The sequence below is a fragment of the Thioclava sp. F36-7 genome (genome assembly GCF_002020075.1).
In the GTDB taxonomy this organism is placed as follows: Bacteria; Pseudomonadota; Alphaproteobacteria; order Rhodobacterales; family Rhodobacteraceae; genus Thioclava; species Thioclava sediminum.
Map to the genome: position 1 here is coordinate 135,868 of NZ_MPZR01000005.1, position 24,311 is coordinate 160,178.

A 24,311-nucleotide genomic window follows, 5' to 3' on the forward strand; every position below is an offset into this window, starting at 1 on the left:
TCCGATGAACAAGCAGATGGCCAAGGTTGCAACCGTCGATCCGGTCTGGACGCAGATTTGCGACGAGGCGCGGGCTGCGGTGCGTGACGAGCCGCTTCTGGGGTCCTTGATCCATGCCGGGCTCTTGCATCACCCGACGTTCGAACGGGCGCTGGCCTATCGTTTCTCGATGAAACTGGCCTCGGCGGAGATGAGCGAGCAGCTTCTGCGCGAGATCGCCGAGGAAGCTTTCGCTGCCGATCCTGCCTTGGGGCAGGCGGCGCGGGCCGATCTGGTGGCCGTGCACGAGCGCGACCCGGCCTGCCACCGGCTGATCCAGCCGCTGTTGTTCTTCAAGGGGTTTCAGGCGCTGCAAAGCTACCGGATCGCGCATTGGCTGTTCACGAACGGTCGCCGCGACATGGCCTATTTCGTGCAGATGCGTACCTCCGAGCTGTTCGGCGTGGACATACATCCCGGCGCGAGGATCGGGCGCGGCATCATGATGGACCATGCCCATTCGATCGTGATCGGGGAAACGGCTGTCGTGGGCGACAATGTCTCGATGCTGCATTCGGTGACGCTTGGCGGGACCGGCAAGGAAGACGAGGAGCGTCACCCGAAGATCGGCAATGGCGTGCTGATCGGGGCTGGCGCGAAGGTGCTCGGCAATATCCATGTTGGCGATTACAGCCGGATCGCGGCGGGCTCGGTGGTGCTGGAAGACGTGCCGTGCTGCAAGACCGTGGCCGGGGTGCCCGCGAAGATCGTCGGCGAGGCGGGCTGCGACCGTCCCGCGCGCGAGATGGATCAGCTTTTGCACAGCAAGTGAGCGCATCTCTCATGGAATAGACAGGCGGGGCTTCGGCCCCGCTTTTTTCATGACTGGCTTTGACCAAAGTGAACCCGGGCAGGGGCTTGGGGCGTAGCTCTACTGACAGATCACAGGAGAGCGACATGAAACCGATTTGGATGACTGGGCTTTCGGCCCTTCTCGTTTGCGCGCCGATGGGGCTTTCCAGCGCCAGCGCCAGCGCGAGCAGGGAACTGCAGACGCTGCCAGCCGATCAGAGCGATCTCGCGCCCTATCGCTGGGATCGCCGCGTGGTGCTGATATTTGCCAATTCGGAGGCCGATCCGCAGTTTCGCGCGGCGCGCAAGATGGTGACCGCGCAAGCGGATGGTGTCGCCGAGCGCGACATCACCGTGCTGGCCGATACCGCGCCGAACGCGGGCGGCGCGTTGCGCGACAAGCTCGGGGTCGACGGATTCCGGATGCTGCTGATCGGCAAGGATGGCGGTGTGAAGATGGACCGCGCCGAGCCGATCCCGGTTGAGACGCTGTTCGCCACCATCGACGCAATGCCGATGCGTCAGCGTGAGATGCGAGACGACTAATCTGTTGAGGATAAACGAAGGCCCGGACCTAGCGGTCCGGGCCTTCTGTCATTTTCAGCAAATGGCGTGGCCTCAGGCCAGCATCAGCATCGGGTTCTCGAGGTTCTCGCAGATCGCCTTCATCAGCTCCGCACCGAGCGCGCCGTCGATCACACGGTGATCGACCGAGAGCGTCATCGACATGACGGTCGCCACTTCGATCTCGCCTTCGGCATTCACGACCGGCTGCTTGATCCCGGCGCCGACAGCGAGGATCGCGCCGTGGGGCGGGTTGATGACCGCGTCGAAATTCTCGATCCCGAACATGCCGAGATTGGAGATCGCGAAGCTGCCGCCCTGATATTCATGCGGCGCGAGCTTGCGGTCGCGGGCACGGGTGGCGAGGTCCTTCATCTCCGCGGACAGCGTCGAGAGCGACTTCATCTCCGCATCCTTCAGCACCGGGGTGAACAGCCCGCCTTCGATTGCGACCGCAACGGCCACGTCCGAGGGCTTCAGCTTGAACACCTTGTCGCCGGCCCAGACCGCATTCGCATCCGGCACCGATTGCAGCGCCAGCGCGCAAGCCTTGATGATGAAGTCGTTGACCGAGAGCTTCACGCCGCGCCCCTCGAGCTGCTTGTTGAGCTGCGAGCGGAATTTCATCAGCGCGTCGAGTTTGACCGAACGGCGCAGATAGAAATGCGGGATCGTCTGCTTGGCCTCGGTGAGACGCGCGGCGATGGTCTTGCGCATCCCGTTAAGCTCGATCTCCTCGTATTCGCGACCCTCATACATCTTCGCGATGGTCGAGGAGGAGACGGATGCCGCTGCCGGGGCAGGGGCCGCAGCCTCCGCTTTCGGAGCGTCCGCCTTGGCCGGGGCTGCCTTGCCACCTTCGGCGGCTTCGACATCGGCCTTCACGATACGACCTTTCGGACCCGAGCCCTTGAGCGCGGCCAGATCGACGCCCTTGTCGGCGGCGATGCGGCGTGCGAGCGGCGAGGCGAAGACGCGCTTGCCATCCGCATCCTGCGGCGCGGCGGGCGCTTTTTCCGTCTTCGGTGCGGCGCTTGCACCTTTCGAGCCACCGGTTTTCGCGCCGCTTTTCTCGGCGGGCGCGTTGTCGGCTTCCTTGGTCTCTTCCGCGTCCTCGGCGCCCTCAGCTTGGGCGGCGGCGGGGGCGGGGCTCTCGGCCTCGTCCACGGCGCTTGCGTCCTCGCCTTCTTCCAGCAGAACGGCGATCGGGTCGTTGACCTTCACGCCGCTCGTGCCTTCGGCCACGAGGATCTTGCCGATCACGCCTTCATCCACGGCCTCGAATTCCATCGTGGCCTTGTCGGTCTCGATCTCCGCGATGATGTCGCCAGAGGAGACTTCGTCCCCCTCTTTCACGAGCCATTTCGCGAGCGTGCCTTCCTCCATCGTGGGCGACAGGGCGGGCATCAAAATCTGGGTTGCCATTGCGCTATCCCCTTACCGGTAGGTGACTTTTTTGACCGCATCGACGACCTCGTCCGAGGTCACGAGCGCCATTTTCTCGAGGTTCGCCGCGTAGGGCATGGGCACGTCCTTGCCGGTGCAGTTGATCACCGGCGCGTCGAGCCAGTCGAAGGCGCGCTCCATGATCACGGCCGACAGGTGGTTGCCGAAGCTTGCCACGGGGAAGCCTTCCTCGACGGTCACGCAGCGGTTGGTCTTGCGCACCGAGGCGAGCACCGTGTCGTAATCCACCGGGCGCAGGGTGCGCAGGTCGATCACTTCAGCGTCGATGCCCTCTTTCTCGAGCTTGTCGGCCGCTTCCAGAGCGTGGCTCATGCCGATGCCCCAGCTGACGATGGTGACATCCGACCCTTCGCGCCAGATTTTCGCCTTGCCGAAGGGGATGGTGAAGTCCTCCAGATCCGGCACCTCGAACGAACGCCCGTAAAGGATCTCGTTTTCGAGGAAGATCACCGGGTTCGGATCGCGGATCGCCGATTTCAGCAGGCCTTTCGCATCGGCTGCCGAGTAGGGCTGCACCACTTTCAGGCCCGGAACGCTGGCATACCATGCGCCGTAATCCTGGCTGTGCTGGGCTGCCACGCGGGCGGCCGCGCCGTTCGGACCGCGGAACACCATCGGTGCGCCCATCTGGCCGCCCGACATGTACAGCGTCTTCGCCGCCGAGTTGATGATCTGGTCCATCGCCTGCATGGCGAAGTTGAAGGTCATGAATTCGACGATCGGGCGCAGGCCACCGAAAGCCGCACCGACGCCGAGACCGGCGAAGCCATGCTCGGTGATGGGCGTGTCGATCACGCGGCGGTCGCCGAACTCGTCGAGCAGCCCTTGCGTGACCTTGTAGGCGCCTTGGTATTCGGCGACTTCCTCACCCATCACGAAGACGGTGTCGTCGGAGCGCATTTCCTCGGCCATCGCGTCGCGCAGCGCCTCGCGGACGGTCTGCGTCTTCATCGGCGTGCCTTCGGGCCAATCCGGCGTGGTGTCGGGCTTGGGCATGTCGTCGTCCGAGGATTTCGCCTGAGCGGGGGCCTTCGCGGGCTCGCCTTCGTCGTCGCTCTCGGCGGCGTCCGACCCGGTATCGGGCGCTTCGGCCTCTTCGGCGGCGGAGGCGTCTTCGCCTTCTTCCAGCATCACCGCGATCGGGTCGTTGACCTTCACGCCGGAGGTGCCTTCGGCGACGAGGATCTTGCCCAGCGTGCCTTCGTCGACCGCTTCGAATTCCATCGTGGCCTTGTCGGTCTCGATCTCGGCGATGATGTCACCGGCCGAAATCTCGTCGCCCTCTTTCTTGAGCCATTTCGCCAGCGTGCCCTCTTCCATCGTGGGCGAGAGCGCGGGCATCAGAATCTTGGTTGCCATCTGTCTTTCCCCCCTCAGGCGTTCTGCGGCGCGACATCGGTATAGATGTCGGTGTAAAGTTCATCCGCGGAGGGCTCGGGGCTCTCCTTGGCGAAATCGGCGGCGCCGTTGACGATCGCCTTGATATCCTTGTCGACCTGCTTGAGCTCGTCCTCGGTCGCATGCTTGCCGGTCAGCAGAAGCTGGCGGATATGCTCGATCGCGTCGCGCTCTTCGCGCATCTTCTGCACCTCTTCGCGGGTCCGGTATTTCGCCGGGTCCGACATCGAGTGGCCGCGATAGCGATAGGTCTTGATCTCGAGGATGTAGGGGCCCTTGCCCGAGCGGCAGTGCGCGACGGCCTTCTCGCCGGCCTGCTTCACAGCCAGCACGTCCATCCCGTCGACTTCTTCGCCCGCGATGCCATAGGCGATGCCGCGTTCATAGAAGTCGGGCGACTTGGTCGCGCGCTTCACGCTGGTGCCCATCGCATATTGGTTGTTCTCGATCACGAAGACGACCGGAAGGTCCCAGAGCTGCGCCATGTTGTAGGTCTCTGCGACCTGACCCTGGTTCGCCGCGCCGTCGCCGAAATAGGTGAAGGTGACGTTGTCGTTGCCCTTGTATTTATCCGCGAAGGCGAGGCCCGCGCCGATCGGCACCTGCGCCGCGACGATGCCGTGGCCGCCGTAGAAATGCTTCTCTTTCGAGAACATGTGCATCGAGCCGCCCTTACCCTTCGAGTAACCGCCATCGCGGCCCGTGAGCTCGGCCATCACGCCTTTCGGGTCCATCCCGCAGGCGAGCATATGCCCGTGATCGCGATAGGAGGTGACGCGCTTGTCGCCTTCCTTCGCCGCAGCCTCGAGGCCGACGACCACCGCTTCCTGCCCGATATAGAGGTGGCAGAAGCCGCCGATCAGACCCATGCCGTAAAGCTGACCCGCCTTCTCTTCGAAGCGCCGGATCAGCAGCATGTCATGGTAATATTGCTTGAGTTCCTCGGCCGAGACATTCGCGCCCGCTTTGGCGCCGCTCGCCGAGCCTTTCCGTGCTGCCATTGGTCAGACCTCCCTTGGCCGGAATAGTTTAGCGTTAAACCATTCCTTACAGCAATGCCGGGCCGAAGGCAATGACCCTGCGGTATCGCAGGGCAGGAATGGCGCTCACGTTTCAACTAGGGCCGGTGAGGCGGTTTTCGAGCGATGTTTGTGCCGCGAAAATGGGCAGGCCTATAAGCCTCTCAGCGGATCACGATCTCGTCCGAGCGCATCGCGCCCAGCACTTCGCGCGCCCGGCTGTCGAGAAGGTCCAGATCGAGGTAATCGTCGGAGAGGCGATGGGTCAGGTTGGCCATCCGGTCGACCTTGGCGCGCAGGGCATCACGCTCGGCGCGCTTGGCGTCGATCTCCGCTTCGATCTGCACGCGGCTGAGGATGCCGTAACGCCCCTGCACGGCGGCAAAGGCGAAATAGGCGCCCAGCACCACCGCCACGGTCACGAAAATCAGAGGCCCGATCGTGGGGCGTCTCATCACCATTGTCCTGCCTCGCTTCTTAGCTGGTCGCGTGCCTGTCCCCCAGACCCGCGCCACGGCCTCTGACGGGCCCTGTGCCTCGAATCATGTCACATGTGATTCGTCATTGGAATCCCCCGGATGATCAATTCTGCAAAGATTTCGCATGCCGTTGCGCTCTGGGTTGCGCACCGGGTTGCGTATTCAGCGGTCTGCCTCGCACGCGTGGCCGCGCATGCGCGCGGACTTGCCCCGGCGCGCGCATCTGGCTAGGCAGGTTTCGCAGCAGGAAAGGCGCGTATGTGAGTATCTCCGGGTTCATCAAGGCGATCGGGTCGAAGAAGATGCGACTCTTCGGCATCACCGCGCCGCCCGCAGCCGAAGGGCGCGAGGGGCTGGCCCTCGTCGCCATCGTGAAGAACGTGAGCGACTACATCCTCGAATGGCTGGAATTCCACACGGTTGCCGGCGCGCGCCACGTCTTTCTCTATGACAATGGCTGCAGTGACGACACGCTGGCCAAGATCGCCGCGTCGCCCTTCGCGACGTCCGTCACCGTGACCCCCTGGCGTATGGCGGGCTACGATCCGGCGACGCACCGCCGCATCTCGCAGCAGGTCGGGGCCTATGCCCATGCGGTCACCACCTTCGGCGCCGATTTCGAGCGCATGGCCTTCATCGATATTGACGAATTCCTCGTCCCCGATCCCGGGCTGAGCCTGATGGAGGCGATCACGCAGAATGGCGATCACTCGAACATCTCGCTGCCCTGGCACATGTTCGGCCATGCGGGCCACGAGACGCGCCCCGACGGCTGGGTGACCCGCGCCTTCACCGCCCGCGCGCCGGTGCCTTATGCCCGCGACAGCGATCTTCTGCGCTTCAAATGTATCGTCGACCCGTCCTGCGTCTCCGCTGTGGGCGTGCATAGTTTCGAGACCGTGGACATGGGCGAGCGCACCGCCAACGCGGCGGGGCAGGTGGTGTCGAACCGCGCGCGCAAGCAGGCGGCGTTCTTCACCTCGAGCCCGCTGCAGCTGAACCACTACTACCTGCTCTCGAAAGCCGAGCTGGAGACCAAACTCGCCCGCGGCCCGATCAATTTCGGCGGCGCCGAGGGCTACCGCAAACGCGTGCTGGCGAAAGTCTCCGAGATCGAACGCGCGCCTGTCGAGGATCGCAAGGCGGTGGCGTATTATGAGGGTGTACGCGAGGGCTAAGCGGAGTAGTTTGCCTCCCGGGGAAGATCGCTAATGTAGGCGGAAGGTGATACCGGTGATACTCGAAAAAATCCGACGTTCTTACGATGCTAGGCGACTGCGTAAGAAATCGAGAGCCTTGGGGCGGCATTTCCTTATCGCGCCGACACCCGGGCTTACGATCGATCTTTCTGAAATCGGCGCTGACCAGGAAGCTTCGACCGCAAAGCCTTGCGTGATCTCTTTCGGGACACGCGACGGGTTTTACGATCGCTTCTGCGAGGCGCTCAGGAAATCCTGTGACGAGCATGGTATGGAACACTCGATCGAGACGATCCCGCCCTGCGGGCGCATAAACGCGTGCCTATTCAAGCCCAGCTTCATTAAGTTCAAGTTACTTACGCTTAATCGTCCGGTCATTTGGCTCGATGCGGATGCGTTGCTTGAAGGTGAGGTTTCATTACCCGAATCCGAATGGGATATTGCGACGCTCTCGAATAACCGGGAGTCCGCGATCAATAAGAAAGCTGCTGTTTGTATTGCGTTTCAGCCGACAGTTGCGTCACTGCGATTTGTCGAGACTTGGGAGGGGTTTTGCTCCTCGCAATGGACGGCACCTGGCCTCGATCATGAAAGAATGAATTACACCCGAGAGGTCATGCACGGGCAGTATGTCGAAGAAGATTTAACCCCGCACGTTTCGGGTAAAATTGTGCGGGATTCCGGACGAAAAAAAGAATTCAGATACTGAAGTTGCTTCGAGATGTGTTCTGGAAATACTTTCTCTCAACTCTCTTGAGACCTTTGTTTTTGAAGGGACTTCTCATGCCTACGACGCTTTCTTTTGAGCCATTGCTTTCTAAGGAAGCTAGAGTTGTAGAGTTTTTTTGTGCTGCCGAAGTATTGCTCTGCGTAGATTGGGTCATTGCCTTTGTATTCAACCCCGGTGAAGTGAATCGGGATAAAATAATGCGAAGGCCAGATAACTATTTCCGGGTGCAATTCTTCAATTTTTCTCGCGACGAATAGATTTCCTGTCTCTTTCCAGGGCAGGTCGAGCTCTGTTGGAGGAACCTCTTTCAATGTGTCGATCAAGTGCCTTAGGAAATCGTTCTTCGGCTTTGCTGCAAGAATCGGCGATACTAGCTTCCCTCTAACGAACTCATTCTCATATACAGTGTAGAGCTCGGCGTTATCCTCAAAAAGTTGATCGGTTGCCCTCAAGCAAACACTGTCGGCTTCTGCGAGAAAGCCACCATGTCTCCATAGGATTTCATAGCGCATTAAATCAGCAGCGCCGGAATAGTGGCCGCGACGGATGTATTCCTGTATCTGGCTGGAAGTTTCGAAATCCGCGTCGCGGAGAAATTCTTCATCGTAGAGCGTGTATTCCCACTCGGGATGGAAATGCTTCCAAGTGTTCATCCAGTTAGTCGGCGCGTCCAACGGCCCAATCCAGATGTGACCTAGTTTTTTCGGTATCTGCACGAGCTATCCTCAAGAACGCATCGAGTGTTTGCTCAAAACTCTAAGCTTCATTTGTCTCTTCTTGTCGCGGCTTGTTTGAATGATTGGACACTCAGACATTGATGGGCAGCAAGTCTTGGAGAGCGATGGAGTGGAGCCTTCAGTCCACGAACTCCTACACTACAAATAAAGAAAACGCCACAAGCGAAAAAGCGGGCCGCCGCCCGACGCCCCGCTTCGGCTTGGTTCAAATATCCCGGGGGAACTCCCGCAGGGAGTGGGGGCAGAGCCCCCTGATCGGTTAACCGACCTTACCCCGCCACCGAGGCTGCGTGGATCGAGGTGATCGCCTCTTCCAGCATCGCGTTGAACTCTTCATCCGACTGCTGGGCTGAGAGGCCCTCGGTCAGTGCGCGCGAGAAGGAGGCGATCATTCCGGTGTTCTTGGCCAGCTTCTCGTTCGCCTCGTCGCGCGAATAGCCGCCCGAGAGCGCCACGACCTTCAGCACCTTCGGGTGATCGACCAGCGGCTTGTAGCGGTTCGGTTCGGTCGGCAGCGAAAGCTTCAGCATCACCTGCTTGCCCTCGGGCACCGTGTCGAGATGGCTGAGGATCTCGGCCAGCAGCATCTGCTCGGCCTCGTCCTTGTCGGAGATCGAGATCGTCACTTCCGGCTCGAGGATCGGCACGAGCCCGTGGCTCAGCACCTGCATGCCCAGCTCGAACTGCTGATCGACGATCGCCTTGATGCCGCCGACATTGGCCGCCGAGATCACCGAACGCTCCTTGGTGCCGAAGATGCCCGCCTTGACCGCGCGCGACAGCAGATCGTCGAGGTTCGGGATCGGCTTCATCAGCTGCACGCCGTTCTCTTCGGCTTCCAGCCCCTTGTCGATTTTCAGGAAGGGCACCACGCCGCGCTTTTCCCAAAGATAGGTGGCAGTGGGCGTGCCGTCGATCTCGCGATCCATCGTCTGCTCGAACAGGATCGCGCCGACAACTTTCTCGCCGGTGAAGGCGGGGGATTTGATGATCCGCGCACGCATCTGGTGGATCAGGTCGAACATTTCCTCTTCGCCGTTATAGGCGTCTTCCTCGATCCCGTAGAGCCGCAGCGCCTTGGGGGTGGAGCCGCCCGATTGGTCGAGGGCTGCGATGAAGCCGTTGCCCTCGCGCATCTGCTCGGTCTGCTTGGCGTTGGACATGGGAATTCCTCCTGCGGGATTTGGTGTTGCCAGAAGGGATAGTTTCCGCGCCGGGGCGATGCAACGCTGGTGACGCTAACATCGCGAAATGGCGTGAATTTTGGCGTGACCTCGCCGCTGCACGCCGTCCTGCGCCGCGAAAAGCTGCGCAAATGAAAAGGGCCGGGGCGCTCTCGCGGCCCCGGCCCGATCGGTCTCTGCGCCCTGTCACAGGGCGCGAAGCTCAGTTCTGCTGATCGAGCGCGGCCACGCCCGGCAGGACCTTGCCTTCCATCCATTCGAGGAAGGCGCCGCCCGCGGTCGAGATATAGGAGAAGTCCTTCGCCGCATCGGCCTTGTTGAGCGCCGCGACCGTATCGCCACCGCCCGCGACCGAGATCAGCTTCTCGTCGCGGGTCAGTTCAGCCGCTTTCGCCGCCGCTGCATTGGTCGCCGCATCGAAGGGCGCGATCTCGAACGCGCCGAGCGGGCCGTTCCAGATCAGCGTGCGCGAGTTCTCGAAGACCTTCGTGATTTCCTCGACGGATTTCGGACCGGCGTCGAGGATCATCGCATCCGCCGGGCAGGCGTCATTGGCCACGGTCTCGTTCTCGGCGCCCGCCTTGAACTCGCGCGCCACGACCACGTCGACGGGCAGGTGGATCTTGCAGCCCGCATCCTTGGCCTTCTCCATGATCTCTTTCGCCGTGTCGGCCATGTCGCGCTCGGCCAACGATTTGCCGACATCGATGCCCTGCGCCACGAGGAAAGTGTTGGCCATGCCGCCGCCGATGATCAGGTGATCGACCTTGGCCACCAGATTGCCCAGCAGGTCGAGCTTGGTCGAGACCTTCGCGCCGCCCACGACCGCCGTCACCGGACGCTCGGGGTCACCGAGGGCCGCCTCGAGCGCCTTCAGCTCGGCTTCCATCAGGCGACCGGCGGCTGCGGGCAGGATCTTCGCGATGCCTTCGGTCGAAGCGTGCGCGCGGTGCGCAGCCGAGAAGGCGTCGTTGACATAGACCTCGCCAAGCGCGCCCATCTCGGCGGCCAGCATCGGATCGTTCTTCTCTTCGCCGGCGTGGAAGCGGGTGTTCTCCAGCAGCAGAACCTCGCCTTTCTGCAGCGCGCCCACGGCTTCCTTCGCGGGGCCGCCGACGCAGTCCTTGGCGAATTTCACCGGGAAGCCGAAGGCCTTCTCCAGCGCGGGCACCAGCGGCTCGAGGCTCATTTCGGGGACGACCTGGCCCTTGGGGCGACCGAAATGCGCCAGCAGCACCGGCTTGCCGCCCTTCGACATGATGTCCTGCACGGTTGGCACGATCTTCTCGATCCGCGTGGCATCGGTCACTTTTCCGTTCTCCACGGGCACGTTGATATCCACGCGCACCAGCACGACCTTGCCGTCCAGATCGACCTCGTCGAGGGTTTTCCAAGCCATGAAATCACTCTCCCTATCTGCGCAGGGGACCATCATGAATGTGGCCCGCTCCCGCGGCTTGCGTTCTTCATGCCTGCGGCGATGGGTCGCGTCAACACGGCTGACCGAACTGCGGCGCTTTGTCCTTGCCGCGCAAGGGCCTCGCTCCTATGGTCGGCCCAAATTTTCAACGGAGGACCCAATGGCCGATATCAAGGATCCCGAGAACACGATCATCATCGAGCTCAAGGACGGGCCGGTCGTGATCGAGCTTCTCAGCGACGTCGCCCCGAAACATGCCGAGCGCATGAAGCAACTCGCCCGCGACGGCGCCTATGACAACGTGGCCTTCCACCGCGTGATCGAGGGCTTCATGGCCCAGACCGGCGATGTCGCGAACGCCAATATGGAAAAGGACTACAATCCGGGCCGCGCGGGCACGGGTGGGTCGCAATATCCCGATCTTCCGGCGGAATTCTCGAAGCTGCCGCATGATCGCGGGACGCTGGGCGCTGCGCGCTCGCAGAACCCGAACTCGGCCAATTCGCAGTTCTTCATCAACTTCAAGGACAACCATTTCCTCAACGGTCAATACACGGTCTATGGCCGCGTGATCTCCGGGATGGAGAATGTCGACAAGATTGCGCGCGGCGAGCCGCCGCAGAACCCCGACCGGATGATCTCGGTGAAGGTGGCCGCCGATGCGTAATATCCTGCGCCGCACCGTTCTCGCCGCCGCCGCCAGCCTCGTCGTCGCTGCCCCCGCTGCCTTCGCGCAAGACAGCTCGGGCGTGGCCGATACCGGCGGGCCGAAGCTCGTCCTGCAGATCGGCGGTCAGACCGAGGGCAAGGTCGTGATCGACCTGCTCACCGACAAGGCCCCGAAATCCGCCGAACGCCTGATGACGCTCGCCAAGGAAGGCAAATACGACGATGTCGTCTTCCACCGCGTGATCGACGGCTTCATGGCCCAGACGGGCGATGTGCAATTCGGCAAGAAGGGCGGAGATACGTCGATGGCCGGCATGGGCGGCTCCGATCTGCCCGACCTTCCGGCGGAGTTTTCGAACATATCTTTCCAACGCGGCATCGTGGGCATGGCCCGCTCGGCTGATCCGAACTCGGCCAATTCGCAGTTCTTCATCATGTTCGCGCCCGCGCCCCATCTCGACGGGCAATATACCGTCGTGGGCCATGTCGTGAGCGGCATGGATGTGGTCGACAAGATCAAGAAGGGCGACGCGGCGCGCAACGGCGTGGTCGATGACCCCGATTACATCGTCAAGGCGACGGTGGAAGACAAGTAAACCGGGCAAGGGGGCTTCGGCCCCCTTTCTCTTGCGCAGGCTGCCGCTTTCGGCTTGGCCCAAATATCCCGGGGGGCTTCGCGTCAGCGAAGCGGGGGCAGCGCCCCCTCTCCCTTAAGTTTGTCGCCCTACGGCGACGGGGGGCAGTGCCCCCTGCGCGTTACAGCCGCGCGATCCGCTCTGTCAGCAGCGTGTAGAACCCGTCCGCATCCAGATCGCCCATGAACATCGCATTCGGCGCCCGGTCGGTCACGCGCCACCAGTCGGCGACGGTCATGCCCATGGTCAGCTCGGACGTGGTCTCGATCTCGACATTGATATGCCGTCCGGTGAACAGGTCGGGCTTGAGCAGATAGGCGATCACGCAGGGATCGTGCAGCGGCGCGCCCTCGGAGCCGTATTTTGCCATGTCGAAGCGCTCGAAGAAATCGGTCCAGCTGGCGACCGCGTGGCCGACGCGGGTGCCGAGATTGCGGAACGCCTCGACGCGGGCGCGGGTGGTGAGCGCCTTATGCGTCACGTCGAGCGGCATCACCACGAGCGGCACGCCCGATTTGAACACGATCTCGGCGGCCTGCGGATCGACATGGATGTTGAACTCGGCGGCGGGCGTGGTGTTGCCCACCTCGAAATAGGCGCCGCCCATCAGCACGATCTCTGCGATCTTCTCGGCGATGTCGGGGGCGCGTTGGAGCGCGGTCGCGATATTGGTGAGCGGGCCCAGCGGGCAGAGCGTCACGCTGCCCGCGGGATGGGCACGCAGCGTCTCGATCAGGAAGTCGACCGCGTGTTGGTCCTGCAGCGGCATCTGAGGCTCGGGCAGTTCGATCCCGTCGAGCCCGGTCTTGCCATGGACATATTCCGCCGTGACCAGGTCGCGTGCGAGCGGTCGGTCGCAGCCCGCATAGACCGGCACATCCGTTCGCCCGGCCAATTCGCAGACCACGCGCGCGTTCTTCGACGTCAGCGGCAGCGGCACGTTCCCGGCGACAGAGGTGATGCCCAGAACTTCGAGGTCGGGGCTCGCCAGCGCCAGCAGGATCGCCACCGCGTCATCCTGTCCGGGATCGGTGTCGATGATGATCTTGCGCGCCATTTTCGCCTCCTTCGCGGGTCCGGCGCGACCTTGGCGCGGCGGCGCGGCGATGTCCAGATATGGGGAGGGGTGACCCTCGGGCACACCAAATCGACATTACCTATGCGTGTGTTCGCCGCGAAGCTTTCCTGCGGGCGGCCACATTTGGCCACATTCGGTCTCTAGACCACTAAGTGCAGGGAAGGACACCCAGACATGAACCAGCATCACATCTTCATCGCAGCGCCCGCTTCGGGTGGAATGAGTGGCCAGATGGCACGCACGCTTGGCTGTGGGCAGGACGCTTTGGCCCGCGCAGGCTATGGTCCGGCGGTGATCGGGGCTGCGGCTGGCGGACGTGTCCATCTCGATTCGCAATTGATCGGCGATGCGGCGGCGGGGCTCTATCACCTTTTCGCCCGGGCTCAGGAACGGGCCGAGCGGTTCCGCGAGGCGCTGAGCGGTTCGGTCGGGCGCGTGGTGCTCTACGCACCGAGCTATGAAGACTATTACCCGGCGCTCTGGCGTGATCTCGCCGCGCGCCGTCCGCTCAAGCCCTTCGCAGAGTTGACGCCGCGCCTGATGGCGCGTCCGCGCCGCTGGGTGAACGTGGTGCGCGATCTGAAAGCCGGTCTCAACCCGCGCGAAATCATCGTGTTGCCGCATGGCTCGAAGATCGGCGAGGCGATGGCCGCGCTGGTGCCGGGCGCCTCGCTCGATCCCGCGCCCGATGCCGAGGCCGCGCATGCCGATACGGTGATCGCGATGATGCAGCGCCTGCACCATTCGGGCGTCGTGATCGGGCCGAAGCAGAAACGCCGTCTGGCGCGGTTCCATCACCAGCAGCCGCAAGGCACGCCGATCGCCGAGTTCGATCCGCTCGACCGGGCCTCGCTGCAGCGGCGCTACGAGCAGGATCTCGAACAGATGGCCGCGATCGACGGCGTGCGCATCGGCCCCGACGAGGCGCTGCAGATCGCGGCCCAGTGAGCGCTGCGGTTGCTCACCTTTTCCGGAGAATGAAAAAAGCGGCGCCCGTTGGACGCCGCTTTCTCTGTTTCAGGTCTGATCGCGATCAACCGTCCAGATCGACCTCGTCGATCAGCTTCAGCGCGGTCGGGCGCAGCTCGGCCAGCTTCGCGAGGTCCAGCGTGTCCGGGGTGAACTCGCCCCAGCTTTGCACCAGTTCGGAGCGCGCAACGCCCGGCTTGATCGGGAATTCGTGGTTGGTCTGGGCGTAGATTTCCTGCGCTTCGTCCGAGACGAGGAATTCCATCAGCTTGAGCGCGTCCTCGCGGTTCGGCGCGGATTTGGTCATCGCCATGCCCGAGACGTTCATATGGGTGCCGCCTTCCTCGAAAACCGGGAAGGTGATGCGCACGGAATTGGCCCATTGCGCCTGCTCGGGATCGGCGAGCATCTGGCCCATGTAATAGGTGTTGCCCAGCGAGATGTCGCATTCGCCTGCCCAGATCGACTTCACCTGGCTGCGGTCGTTGCCCTCGGGGGTCTTGGCGAGGTTCGCCTTCAGCCCTTCGAGCCATTCCTTGGTCGCCTCTTCGCCGTGATGGGCGAGATAGGCCGAAGTCAGCGCGACATTGTAATCCGAGGTGAAGGAGCGGGTGCAGATGCGGCCCTTCCATTTGTCGGAGGCGAGGTCTTCATAGGTCGTCACTTCGCCATCGGCCACGCGCTCTTTCGAGGCATAGACGATGCGGGCGCGCGAGGTCAGGCCGAACCAGTGGTTCTGCGGATCGCGGAATTCGGCCGGGATCGCGTCTTGCAGCGCCGGGTCCTCGACCGCCTGCGTCACGTCCGCATTCACCACTTCGCTCAGCCGCGCGATGTCGACGGTCAGCACCAGATCGGCGGGGGAGCGGTCGCCCTCTGCTTTGAGGCGCTCGACCATGCCTTTCTCGACATAGGCGATGTTCACCGCGATCCCGGTCTCTTCGGTGAAAGCGTCGAGCACGGGCTGGATCAGTTCGGGCTGACGGTGGGAGTAGATGTTCACATCCGCAAGCGTCGGCGTGGCGAGGGCCGTGCCCATCAGGGCGAGGGCGAGGGTCCGGGTCATTGAAGTCTCCATTCGCGTTTTCGTGAGCGAAGAGGTAGCTGGCGTTCACGAACGCGTCAATGCCTGAGTGAAACAATCGGAAATAAATTGCCGCCCGCTTCCTGCCCGCTTTTTGGGCGTTCGATTTCCCGACAGGCAGGGGCAGGGCGCATTTTTCGAAATTGCGGCTTTTACCGAAGCCCTTGCTCCGTCATCGTGATCTGGCGAAGACCTATTGCGGGAGCGAGACTTATGGCGATCCATGCCAGCATCTATCACCTGACCCATTACACCTATGACCGCCCCGTGACGCTCGGCCCGCAGATCATTCGCCTGCGGCCTGCGCCGCATTCGCGCACCCGCGTGATCTCGCATTCGCTCAAGGTCTCGCCCGGCGGGCATTTCGTGAATCACCAGCAGGACCCCTACGGCAACTGGCTCGCGCGCTTCGTCTTCCCCGAGCCGGTGACCGAGCTGAAGATCGAGGTGGACCTGACGGCGGACATGACCGTTTACAACCCGTTCGACTTCTTCACCGAGGAATTCGCCGAGGAATGGCCCTTCGACTATCCCGAGGAGCTGCGCGACGACCTGTCGATCTACCGCACCCCCGAGCCGGAAGGCCCGCTGCTGGCGCAGTTCATCGGCGAGATCGACTACACGATCAAAGGGACGGTCAATTTCCTCGTCGCGCTGAATGCGCATGTCTCCAAGGTCGTGGATTACACGATCCGCATGGACCCCGGCGTGCAGACGCCCGAGGAGACCTTGCAGAAACGCTCGGGCTCGTGCCGGGACAGCTCGTGGCTGCTGGTGCAGGTGCTGCGGCATCTCGGCTTCGCGGCGCGGTTCGTCTCAGGCTACCTGATCCAGCTGAAACCCGATCTGGAGGCGCTCGACGGGCCATCGGGCACCGATCACGACTTCACCGACCTGCATGCATGGTGCGAAGTGTTCATCCCCGGTGCGGGCTGGATCGGTCTGGACCCGACGTCCGGATTGCTGACCGGCGAGAGCCATATCCCGCTGGCGGCGACGCCCCATTTCCGCAATGCCGCACCGATCTCCGGGGGCTTTTCCTCGGTCGGCAGCCCGGAGGTGAGTTTCGCTTTTGATATGACGGTAAACCGAGTGGCCGAACATCCGCGCATCACCAAGCCGTTTTCCGACGAGGCCTGGGAGCGGCTCAATGCGCTGGGGCGCAAGGTGGATGAGAGCCTGAAAGCGGGCGATGTGCGCCTGACCATGGGGGGCGAGCCGACCTTCGTCTCCATCGACGACTTCGAGAGCGACGAGTGGAACACCGCCGCCGTCGGCCCGCAAAAGCGCGCGCTGGCCGACGAACTGATCCGGCGGCTGCGGGATCGCTTCGCGCCGGGGGGCTTTCTGCATTACGGGCAGGGCAAATGGTATCCGGGCGAGAGCCTGCCGCGCTGGACCTTCTCGCTCTACTGGCGGCGCGACGGCAAGCCGATCTGGCGCGATGAGGATCTGATCGCCAAGGAGTGCGACAAGACCGGAGCGGGGCCCGAGGAGGCAGGCACGCTGATGCGCGGCATCGCCGAACATCTGGGGATCGAGCCCGAGCACGCCCAGCCCGCCTATGAAGACCCGGCCGAATGGATGCTGAAAGAGGGCAATCTGCCGGAGAATGTCACGCCCGATGACAGCAAGCTGAAGAACCCCGAGGATCGCGCGCGCTTCGCCCGCGTCTTCAATCGCGGGCTGGAGACGCCCACGGGTTACATCCTGCCGGTGCAGCGCTGGCAGGCCAAGGCGAAGCCCGGCCATCGCTGGCGCTCGGAGAAGTGGAAGACCCGGCGCGGCAAGCTGTTCCTGATCCCTGGGGACAGTCCTGCCGGGTTCCGCCTGCCGCTGGGTGCGTTGCCCTATGTGCCGCCCGCGCAATATCCCTATCACTACGTCACCGACACCTCGCTGCCCAAAGGCGATTTGCCCGACTTCCATGCCGAGATGGAAAAGGCTGCCGAGAAGGGTTTGGTCGACAAGCCCACGGAGGAACACAGCCAACCCGTCTCCGAGGCGCAATCGGCCGAGCCGGGGCAGCGGATCGTCGAGCAGGATCTCGATACCATCGACGGCGTCGTGCGCACCGCGATCTCGGTCGAACCGCGCGATGGGCGGCTCTGCGTCTTCATGCCGCCGACCGAGGATCTGGAGGATTACCTCGAACTGATCGCCGCCGCCGAGGAAAGCGCCAAGGCGATGGGCCTGCCGATCCATATCGAGGGCTATGCTCCGCCGCATGATCCGCGCCTCAACGTGATCCGGGTCGCGCCCGATCCCGGTGTGATCGAGGTGAATATCCATCCCGCTCATAGCTGGGAGGATTGCGTCGCCACCACCGAGGCGATCTATGAAGAGGCCCGCCAGTCGCGGCTAGGCGCCGACAAGTTCATGATCGACGGGCGCCATACCGGCACGGGGGGCGGCAACCATGTGGTGGTCGGGGGAGAGACGCTGCTCGACAGCCCCTTCCTGCGTCGCCCCGATCTGCTGAAATCGCTCATCCTGATTTGGCAGCGGCATCCGTCGCTGTCCTACCTGTTCTCGGGCCTCTTCATCGGCCCGACTTCGCAGGCGCCCCGGATCGACGAGGCGCGGCACGATACGCTCTATGAGCTGGAAATCGCACTGAGCCAGATTCACCCGCCCGAGGCCGGGAACGTCCCGCCGCCATGGCTGGTGGACCGGCTGCTGCGCAACATGCTGACGGACGTGACCGGCAATACCCACCGGGCCGAGATCTGCATCGACAAGATGTATTCGCCCGACGGGCCGACCGGTCGCCTTGGTCTCGTCGAGTTCCGCGGCTTCGAGATGCCGCCGGACCCGCGCATGTCGCTCGCGCAACAACTCCTGCTGCGCGCCATCATCGCGCGGTGCTGGAATGCGCCGGTAGAGGGGCGTCCGGTGCGCTGGGGGACGGTGCTGCATGACCGCTTCATGCTGCCGCATTACCTTTGGGAGGATTTCACCGATCTTCTCGCCGATCTGCGCCGTCACGGTTTCGACCTCGATCCGCAATGGTTCGAGGCGCAATCGGAGTTCCGTTTCCCCTTCTGCGGTCAGATCGAGGCGGAAGGCGTGCATCTCGAGATCCGTCAGGCGTTGGAGCCGTGGCATGTGTTGGGAGAGACCGGGGCCATTGGCGGTACGGTGCGCTATACCGACAGCTCGGTCGAGCGTTTGCAGGTGAAGATGACCTCGCTCCATCAGGACCGCTACAAGGTGATGTGCAACCGGCGTCCCGTGCCGCTCGCTCGGACGCAGGAAAGCGGTGTCTCGGTCGCCGGGGTACGCTTCAAGGCGTGGCAACCTGCCGAGGCGCTGCATCCGACGCTGCCGGTCAATGCGCCGCTGACCTTCGACATCTATGACGATTGGACGGGCAGGGCGATCGGGGGCTGCATCTATCACGTGGCCCATCCGGGGGGGCGCAACTACGATACCTTCCCGGTGAACGGCAACGAGGCGGAAGCCCGCCGACTGGCGCGGTTCGAGGGGCACGGTCACACGCCGGGCGCATATCGTCCGGAACCGGAGACCCCCCACCCGGAGTTTCCCCTGACGCTTGACCTGCGACGTCCTGTCGGGCTGAGTTGATCCGAGCCTAACGGAGACCCGATGCAAAGCCCCGATACGTCCGACGCTGCGAGCCCGCTCGAACAGCACCCGCTTCTGGCGGGCTATGCGCCCGTGCCGGGCGTGGCCGACGAGCTGTTCGAACGCTCCGGTGCGATGCGGCGCGTCTGGCGGCCCTTCGTGGAGAAGTTCCTGCAGCTCGAACCCGGGGAAATCCCGCAGCGCTTCGAGCGCGCCAATCAGTACCTGAGGGACGCGGGCGTCTATTACCGGCAATATTCCAATGACGTTCTGGCCGAACGCGAATGGCCGCTGAGCCATATCCCCGTCGTCCTGCATGAAAGCGAGTGGTCGGGTATCTGCGAGGGGCTGGCACAGCGCGCCGATCTGCTGGAGGCGGTGATGGCCGACCTCTACGGGCCGGGAAATCTCGTCTCGAACGGGCACCTGCCGCCCGAGCTGATCGCAGGCAACGCGCATTGGATGCGCCCCATGGTGGGGGTGGAGCCCAAGGGGGGGAATTACCTGCATTTCCTCGCCTTCGAGATCGGGCGCTCACCGGACGGGTCGTGGTTCGTGCTGGGGGATCGCACACAGGCGCCCTCGGGGGCGGGTTTTGCGCTGGAGAACCGGATGGCCACGGGGCGCATCTTCCCCGAGAGCTTCCCGCGCGATCATATCCATAAGCTCGCCACCTTCTTTGGCGATTTCCGCGCCGCGCTGGAGACGCTTGCGGGGCGGGGCGAGGGAGATATGCGCCGCGCCGCGATCCTGACGCCGGGCCCGGCCAATGACAGCTACTATGAGCATACCTATATCGCGCGCTACCTCGGCCTGTCGCTTCTCGAAGGCGAGGATCTGCTGGTGCAGAATGGCGAGGCGATGGTGCGCACGATCGAGGGGCCGCAACCCCTGGGCGCGCTCTGGCGGCGGATGGATGCGGGCTTCGTCGATCCGCTCGAGATGGACCCCGACACCCAGATCGGCACGCCGGGGCTGATGGAGGCGGTGCGCGAGGGCAATCTCGCGATGGTCAATGCGCTGGGCGCGGGCGTACTGGAGACCCGCGCGCTGATGGCCTTCCTGCCGAAGATTTCGCGGGTGCTGACGGGGCAGCCGCTCGCCATGCCCAATATCGCGACATGGTGGTGCGGCGGCGCGTCAGAGCGTGCTCATGTCCGCGCCAATGCCGAGACCATGATGATCGGCCCTGCGATGGCGGTGAACCTGCCCTTCGATCTGGATGCCGCGACCGCGCTGGGCGGGCAGTTCCGCTCGGGCGCGGAGGCGCCGATCGCGGATTGGCTGGAGGCCGAGGGTCGGCATCTGGTGGGCCAGGAGGCGGTGACGCTGTCCACGACACCCGCATGGCATGACGACGGGCAGGGCGGCGGCTCGGTCCGGCCCTGTCCGATGACGGTGCGGGTGTTTGCGGCGCGCACGCCGCAGGGCTGGCAGTTCATGAAGGGCGGCTATGCCCGGATCGGACCGGAGGGCGATGCGACCGCGCTGTCGATGCAGCAGGGCGGCGCCGTGGCCGATGTCTGGATCGTCTCGGACAAGCCGGTGCCCTCGGCGAGCATGGCACCGCGTCAGACCGGCGCCTTCCGGCGCAAGATCCCCGGCACGCTGCCCGCGCGGGCAGCCGACAACCTCTACTGGCTCGGCCGCTATATCGAACGCTGCGAAGACTCGATCCGGGTGATCCGCGCCTATCACCTGCGCCTCGCCGCGACAGGCAGCCCGGAAGACGCGCGGCTGGCCCGTCTGGCGGAGTTCCTCGGCGCGCATGGTTTCGACATCTCGCAACCCGTGCCCGATGCGCTTTTGCAGCGGCTCGATGCGGCGCAGGCCTGTGCGTCGAAAGTGCGCGACCGGTTCTCGACCGATGGCTGGCTGGCGCTGAAGGACCTGTCGAAGACCGCCCGCGGGATGGTGAGCACCGCGCGCCCCGGCGACGATACGGCGCGCGCGATGGGGGTGCTCTTGCGCAAGATCACCGGGTTCTCCGGTCTCGTGCACGAAAACATGTATCGTTTCGAGGGCTGGCGCTTCCTGTCGATCGGGCGGGCGCTGGAGCGCGCCGACGGGATTGCCGCGCTGCTCATCCGTTTCACCGCCGAGGATGCGCCGGAAGGCGCGCTCGATCTGACGGTGGAGGTGGCCGACAGCGTCATCACCCACCAGCGCCGCTACCGGGTGCGCACCAATCTGGAGACGGTGCTGGACCTGCTGGTGCTCGACGCTGCCAACCCGCGCGCAATTCTGTTTCATCTCAATCGGTTGAAGGGTCTTCTTGATGAACTTCCCGAGGCTGAGGTGGCCGGGCGTCCGGGCGATCTGCTGCGCGCGCTGATGCCGTTGCGCACCCAGCTCTCGGTGATCGAACCAGAAGAGGTCACGCCCCAGATGTTGCAGCAGATCCGGTCGGACCTGTTCCGGCTCTCCGATCTCGTGTCGCAGAAATATCTGAGGTAAGCGCATGCGTTACGAGGTGAAGTTAAAGTTGAGCTACCGGTATAACGCTCCCTCCGATCACGCGCGGACGCTGCTGCGGGTGCTGCCGTCGGACATTGCGGGGATGCAGACGGTCACGTCGCGCCTGCTCAGCTTCGATCCGCCGCCCGATGAGCGCCACGACTCGCGCGATTTCTTTGGCAATACGATGACCTCGGCGGTCTGGCACGCGCCGATTGCCGAGATTGGCGTCACCCTCAACGCCAAGATTGACCGGGGGCTCGCGGAGCCGGGGCTGGACCTGTCCTCGCCGCGCGAGGAGCTGGCGCAGGAGATCGCCCAATTCCGCAGCCTCGCGCCCAATGCACCGCATCATTTCCTCGCGGCCTCACGCCGTGCGGCGCCGACGAAAGAGATGACGGAGTTCGCTCAGGCACAGTTGCAGCCGGGCCAGACCGCGCGCGGCGCGATCGAGGCGGTGGGCCGCGCGTTGCACCGCGAGATGCGTTTTGATGCGGGCGCGACCGATGTGAACACGCCCGCAGCCGAGGCCTTCGCGAACCGCCACGGCGTCTGTCAGGATTTCAGCCATATCATGATCTCCTGCCTGCGCGGGGTGGGGATCCCTGCGGGCTATGTCTCGGGCTTTCTGCGCACCTATCCGCCGCCCGGCCAGCCCCGGCTGGAAGGCGCGGATGCGATGCATGCCTGGGTGCGGGCCTGGGCGGGCGCCGAGACCGGCTGGGTCGAGTTCGATCCGACCAACAATCAATATGCGGGCGAGGATTACATCACCGTCGGCTACGGGCGCGACTATGACGACGTGCCGCCTTTGCGCGGGGCGATGCGCGGCGCGGGCGGTCAGCAAAGCGCGCAGGCGGTGGATGTAATCCCGCTCGATTGAGGCCGCGCAACCCCGGCGCGCGACGGTGCGGCGCGCCGAGGGATTCGCACGAAAGCTTCACTGGCTCGTGACCCGCGACGTCGCGGCATTCATTGACCACGTGATCAAAGCACGATTTACTCCTCACCAGTTTGTGTTTGAACCGTCCCACGATGTCGCGACTGTGCGACCGGAGGGGGCGGCAGCACTCACGAAAAGACCAACCAACAGGAAGGACAGACCATGACCATTCGCTCGATGCTTTTGGCGGGGGCTGCCGCGGTGATGATGACCGCAGGCGGAGCCGGCGCCAAGACGCTCGTTTATTGCTCGGAAGCGTCGCCGGAAGGCTTTGATCCCGCGCCCTATACCTCGGGCACGACGTTCGACGCCTCGTCGCACCCGGTCTACGACCAGCTCGTGGAATTCAAGCCGGGCACGACCGAGATCGAACCGGGCCTCGCAGAAAGCTGGGACGTCTCCGACGACGGCCTGACCTACACGTTCAACCTGCGCAAGGGCGTGAAATTCCACTCGGTCGAGGGCTTTACCCCGAGCCGTGATTTCAACGCCGATGACGTGATTTTCTCGTTCGACCGTCAGGGCAACAAGGACAACCCCTATTACGCTTACGCGCCGGGCGTTTCCTATGAATACTATGCCGGCATGGACATGCCGACGATCATCAAATCGATCGAGAAAGTCGACGATTACACGGTGAAGTTCACCCTGTCCGAGCCGAACGCGCCGTTCCTTGCCGACCTCGCGATGGACTTCGCGTCGATCATGTCGAAGGAATATGCCGACAAGCTCGCCGGTGAAGACCGCAAGGCCGACATCAACAACGTGCCGGTCGGCACCGGTCCGTTCTCCTTCGTGGCTTACCAGAAGGACGCCGTGATCCGCTACAAAGCGAACCCGGATTACTTCAAGGGCAAGACCCCGGTCGACGATCTGATCTTCGCGATCACCCCCGATCCGGCGGTGCGCATGCAGAAGCTGCAGGCGGGCGAATGCCAGATCATGCCGTACCCGTCGCCGGCCGACATTCAGGCGCTCAAGGACGACTCGAACATCAAGGTCGACGAGCAGCCCGGTCTGAACGTGGCTTACCTCGCCTACAACACCACGCAGGCGCCGTTCGACAAGCCGGAAGTCCGCAAGGCGCTGAACATGGCGATCAACAAGGACGCGATCATCGACGCGGTCTTCCAGGGCGCTGGCCAGGTTGCCAAGAACCCGATCCCGCCGACCATGTGGTCCTATAACAAGGACATCAAGGACGACGCCTACGATCCTGAGCAGGCTAAGAAAATGCTCGACGAGGCTGGCGTGAAAGATCTCGAGATGAACATCTGGGCGATGCCCGTGCAGCGGCCCTACATGCCGAACGCACGCCGCACCGCGGAACTGATGCAATCGGATCTCGCCAAGGTCGGCGTGACTGCGAACATCGTCTCCTACGAGTGGGGCGAGTATCTGAAGAAGTCGAAAGATCCGACCCGTGACGGTGCGGTGATCCTCGGCTGGACCGGCGACAACGGCGACCCGGACAACTTCCTCGCGGTTCTGCTGGGCTGCTCGGCGGCTGAAAGCGGTGCGAACCGTGCCTTCTGGTGCGATCAGAAATTCGACGATCTGATCACCAAGGCGCGTCAATCGAGCGATCAGGCCGAGCGCACGAAGCTCTATGAGCAGGCTCAGGAAGTCTTCAAAGAGCAGGCGCCGTGGGACACCATCGCCCACTCGACCGTGTTCATGCCGATGTCGACCAAAGTCAGCGGCTACGTGATGAGCCCGCTGGGCGGTCACGACTTCTACGGGGTGGACATCTCGGAGTGATCCTGAGAATACCCGCGTGATTGGGGCGTCCGGGAGACCGGGCGCCTCGCAATACTTTTAGGGGCCAAACATCGGAGACCGATGACCGCTGGCGCAACT

At 63.5% G+C, this 24,311-nt stretch carries 20 protein-coding genes; 11 read left to right on the forward strand and 9 right to left on the reverse strand.

All coding sequences use genetic code 11. The annotated features are described in order from the left end of the window. Positions 1 to 4 precede the first annotated feature (4 nt). Together cysE and BMI89_RS10835 are read left to right on the forward strand one after the other, a co-directional pair. Positions 5 to 811, forward strand: coding sequence for a serine O-acetyltransferase (gene cysE, locus BMI89_RS10830; RefSeq protein ID WP_078570932.1), 807 nt, complete (start codon positions 5 to 7; stop codon positions 809 to 811). A gap of 125 nt (positions 812 to 936) precedes the next feature. Continuing rightward, a complete protein-coding gene (locus BMI89_RS10835; RefSeq protein WP_078570933.1) occupies positions 937 to 1,377 on the forward strand; it encodes a DUF4174 domain-containing protein in 441 nt (146 codons plus the stop codon). Positions 1,378 to 1,449: 72 nt separating this feature from the next. Here the strand turns inward: BMI89_RS10835 and BMI89_RS10840 are convergent, their stop codons facing one another. The 4 genes from BMI89_RS10840 to BMI89_RS10855 form a co-directional block, all read right to left on the reverse strand. Then, the gene (locus BMI89_RS10840) at positions 1,450 to 2,820 is read right to left on the reverse strand and encodes a pyruvate dehydrogenase complex dihydrolipoamide acetyltransferase (protein WP_078570934.1); all 1,371 of its coding nucleotides are present in this window, start codon (positions 2,818 to 2,820) and stop codon (positions 1,450 to 1,452) included. A gap of 12 nt (positions 2,821 to 2,832) precedes the next feature. Continuing rightward, a complete protein-coding gene (locus BMI89_RS10845) occupies positions 2,833 to 4,221 on the reverse strand; it encodes a pyruvate dehydrogenase complex E1 component subunit beta (protein ID WP_078570935.1) in 1,389 nt (462 codons plus the stop codon). A 14-nt stretch (positions 4,222 to 4,235) separates the two neighbouring features. Further along, positions 4,236 to 5,261, reverse strand: a complete 1,026-nt coding sequence (pdhA, locus tag BMI89_RS10850; RefSeq protein ID WP_078520888.1) for a pyruvate dehydrogenase (acetyl-transferring) E1 component subunit alpha — start codon at positions 5,259 to 5,261, stop codon at positions 4,236 to 4,238. 182 nt (positions 5,262 to 5,443) lie between these two features. Continuing rightward, positions 5,444 to 5,740: a septum formation initiator family protein gene (locus tag BMI89_RS10855; protein ID WP_152844401.1), complete on the reverse strand. Its 297-nt coding sequence runs from the start codon at positions 5,738 to 5,740 to the stop codon at positions 5,444 to 5,446. A 278-nt stretch (positions 5,741 to 6,018) separates the two neighbouring features. Between BMI89_RS10855 and BMI89_RS10860 the strand changes: the two genes are divergently transcribed. Next, a complete protein-coding gene (locus tag BMI89_RS10860; RefSeq protein ID WP_168176796.1) occupies positions 6,019 to 6,936 on the forward strand; it encodes a glycosyltransferase family 92 protein in 918 nt (305 codons plus the stop codon). 55 nt (positions 6,937 to 6,991) lie between these two features. Continuing rightward, positions 6,992 to 7,666 (forward strand): hypothetical protein, encoded by a 675-nt coding sequence (locus BMI89_RS10865; RefSeq protein WP_143593888.1) that lies wholly within the window; start codon positions 6,992 to 6,994, stop codon positions 7,664 to 7,666. Positions 7,667 to 7,701: 35 nt separating this feature from the next. Here the strand turns inward: BMI89_RS10865 and BMI89_RS10870 are convergent, their stop codons facing one another. The 3 genes from BMI89_RS10870 to BMI89_RS10880 form a co-directional block, all read right to left on the reverse strand. Then, positions 7,702 to 8,403, reverse strand: coding sequence for a glycosyltransferase (locus BMI89_RS10870; protein ID WP_078570938.1), 702 nt, complete (start codon positions 8,401 to 8,403; stop codon positions 7,702 to 7,704). A 290-nt stretch (positions 8,404 to 8,693) separates the two neighbouring features. Continuing rightward, positions 8,694 to 9,587 (reverse strand): fructose bisphosphate aldolase, encoded by an 894-nt coding sequence (locus tag BMI89_RS10875; protein ID WP_078570939.1) that lies wholly within the window; start codon positions 9,585 to 9,587, stop codon positions 8,694 to 8,696. 223 nt (positions 9,588 to 9,810) lie between these two features. Beyond that, the gene (locus tag BMI89_RS10880) at positions 9,811 to 11,007 is read right to left on the reverse strand and encodes a phosphoglycerate kinase (protein WP_078570940.1); all 1,197 of its coding nucleotides are present in this window, start codon (positions 11,005 to 11,007) and stop codon (positions 9,811 to 9,813) included. 181 nt (positions 11,008 to 11,188) lie between these two features. Between BMI89_RS10880 and BMI89_RS10885 the strand changes: the two genes are divergently transcribed. After that, a complete protein-coding gene (locus tag BMI89_RS10885; protein ID WP_078540619.1) occupies positions 11,189 to 11,695 on the forward strand; it encodes a peptidylprolyl isomerase in 507 nt (168 codons plus the stop codon). Further along, the gene (locus tag BMI89_RS10890; protein WP_078540620.1) at positions 11,688 to 12,293 is read left to right on the forward strand and encodes a peptidylprolyl isomerase; all 606 of its coding nucleotides are present in this window, start codon (positions 11,688 to 11,690) and stop codon (positions 12,291 to 12,293) included. The genes BMI89_RS10885 and BMI89_RS10890 overlap by 8 nt, the downstream gene beginning before the upstream one ends. A 160-nt stretch (positions 12,294 to 12,453) precedes the next feature. Here BMI89_RS10890 and BMI89_RS10895 read toward each other — a convergent pair whose 3' ends face one another. After that, complete coding sequence (locus BMI89_RS10895) at positions 12,454 to 13,389, reverse strand: nucleoside hydrolase (protein WP_078570941.1); 936 nt, start codon at positions 13,387 to 13,389, stop codon at positions 12,454 to 12,456. Positions 13,390 to 13,584: 195 nt separating this feature from the next. On the opposite strand from BMI89_RS10895, the gene BMI89_RS10900 reads away from it, so the two are divergent. Continuing rightward, the gene (locus BMI89_RS10900; RefSeq protein WP_078570942.1) at positions 13,585 to 14,358 is read left to right on the forward strand and encodes a hypothetical protein; all 774 of its coding nucleotides are present in this window, start codon (positions 13,585 to 13,587) and stop codon (positions 14,356 to 14,358) included. Between the two features lie 85 nt (positions 14,359 to 14,443). Here the strand turns inward: BMI89_RS10900 and BMI89_RS10905 are convergent, their stop codons facing one another. Then, a complete protein-coding gene (locus BMI89_RS10905; RefSeq protein WP_246831898.1) occupies positions 14,444 to 15,445 on the reverse strand; it encodes a Fe(3+) ABC transporter substrate-binding protein in 1,002 nt (333 codons plus the stop codon). 231 nt (positions 15,446 to 15,676) lie between these two features. Here BMI89_RS10905 and BMI89_RS10910 point away from each other — a divergent pair, with 231 nt between their 5' ends. From BMI89_RS10910 to BMI89_RS10925, 4 genes are all read left to right on the forward strand, one after another. Further along, a complete protein-coding gene (locus tag BMI89_RS10910; RefSeq protein ID WP_078570943.1) occupies positions 15,677 to 19,051 on the forward strand; it encodes a transglutaminase family protein in 3,375 nt (1,124 codons plus the stop codon). A gap of 21 nt (positions 19,052 to 19,072) precedes the next feature. Further along, complete coding sequence (locus BMI89_RS10915) at positions 19,073 to 21,508, forward strand: circularly permuted type 2 ATP-grasp protein (protein WP_078570944.1); 2,436 nt, start codon at positions 19,073 to 19,075, stop codon at positions 21,506 to 21,508. Positions 21,509 to 21,512: 4 nt separating this feature from the next. After that, positions 21,513 to 22,391 (forward strand): transglutaminase family protein, encoded by an 879-nt coding sequence (locus tag BMI89_RS10920; protein WP_078520876.1) that lies wholly within the window; start codon positions 21,513 to 21,515, stop codon positions 22,389 to 22,391. A gap of 222 nt (positions 22,392 to 22,613) precedes the next feature. Then, complete coding sequence (locus BMI89_RS10925) at positions 22,614 to 24,212, forward strand: ABC transporter substrate-binding protein (protein WP_078540627.1); 1,599 nt, start codon at positions 22,614 to 22,616, stop codon at positions 24,210 to 24,212. The last annotated feature ends 99 nt before the right edge of the window (positions 24,213 to 24,311 follow it).

Coding starts and splice junctions, on each gene's coding strand:
- BMI89_RS10880 (WP_078570940.1), bottom strand. CDS start 11,007: ATGGCTTGGAAAACCCTCGACGAGGTCGATCTGGACGGCAAGGTCGTG.
- pdhA (WP_078520888.1), bottom strand. CDS start 5,261: ATGGCAGCACGGAAAGGCTCGGCGAGCGGCGCCAAAGCGGGCGCGAAT.
- BMI89_RS10900 (WP_078570942.1), top strand. CDS start 13,585: ATGAACCAGCATCACATCTTCATCGCAGCGCCCGCTTCGGGTGGAATG.
- BMI89_RS10905 (WP_246831898.1), bottom strand. CDS start 15,445: ATGACCCGGACCCTCGCCCTCGCCCTGATGGGCACGGCCCTCGCCACG.
- BMI89_RS10895 (WP_078570941.1), bottom strand. CDS start 13,389: ATGGCGCGCAAGATCATCATCGACACCGATCCCGGACAGGATGACGCG.
- BMI89_RS10910 (WP_078570943.1), top strand. CDS start 15,677: ATGGCGATCCATGCCAGCATCTATCACCTGACCCATTACACCTATGAC.
- BMI89_RS10920 (WP_078520876.1), top strand. CDS start 21,513: ATGCGTTACGAGGTGAAGTTAAAGTTGAGCTACCGGTATAACGCTCCC.
- BMI89_RS10915 (WP_078570944.1), top strand. CDS start 19,073: ATGCAAAGCCCCGATACGTCCGACGCTGCGAGCCCGCTCGAACAGCAC.
- BMI89_RS10835 (WP_078570933.1), top strand. CDS start 937: ATGAAACCGATTTGGATGACTGGGCTTTCGGCCCTTCTCGTTTGCGCG.
- BMI89_RS10890 (WP_078540620.1), top strand. CDS start 11,688: ATGCGTAATATCCTGCGCCGCACCGTTCTCGCCGCCGCCGCCAGCCTC.
- BMI89_RS10875 (WP_078570939.1), bottom strand. CDS start 9,587: ATGTCCAACGCCAAGCAGACCGAGCAGATGCGCGAGGGCAACGGCTTC.
- BMI89_RS10885 (WP_078540619.1), top strand. CDS start 11,189: ATGGCCGATATCAAGGATCCCGAGAACACGATCATCATCGAGCTCAAG.
- BMI89_RS10855 (WP_152844401.1), bottom strand. CDS start 5,740: ATGGTGATGAGACGCCCCACGATCGGGCCTCTGATTTTCGTGACCGTG.
- BMI89_RS10840 (WP_078570934.1), bottom strand. CDS start 2,820: ATGGCAACCCAGATTTTGATGCCCGCCCTGTCGCCCACGATGGAGGAA.
- BMI89_RS10845 (WP_078570935.1), bottom strand. CDS start 4,221: ATGGCAACCAAGATTCTGATGCCCGCGCTCTCGCCCACGATGGAAGAG.
- cysE (WP_078570932.1), top strand. CDS start 5: ATGAACAAGCAGATGGCCAAGGTTGCAACCGTCGATCCGGTCTGGACG.
- BMI89_RS10925 (WP_078540627.1), top strand. CDS start 22,614: ATGACCATTCGCTCGATGCTTTTGGCGGGGGCTGCCGCGGTGATGATG.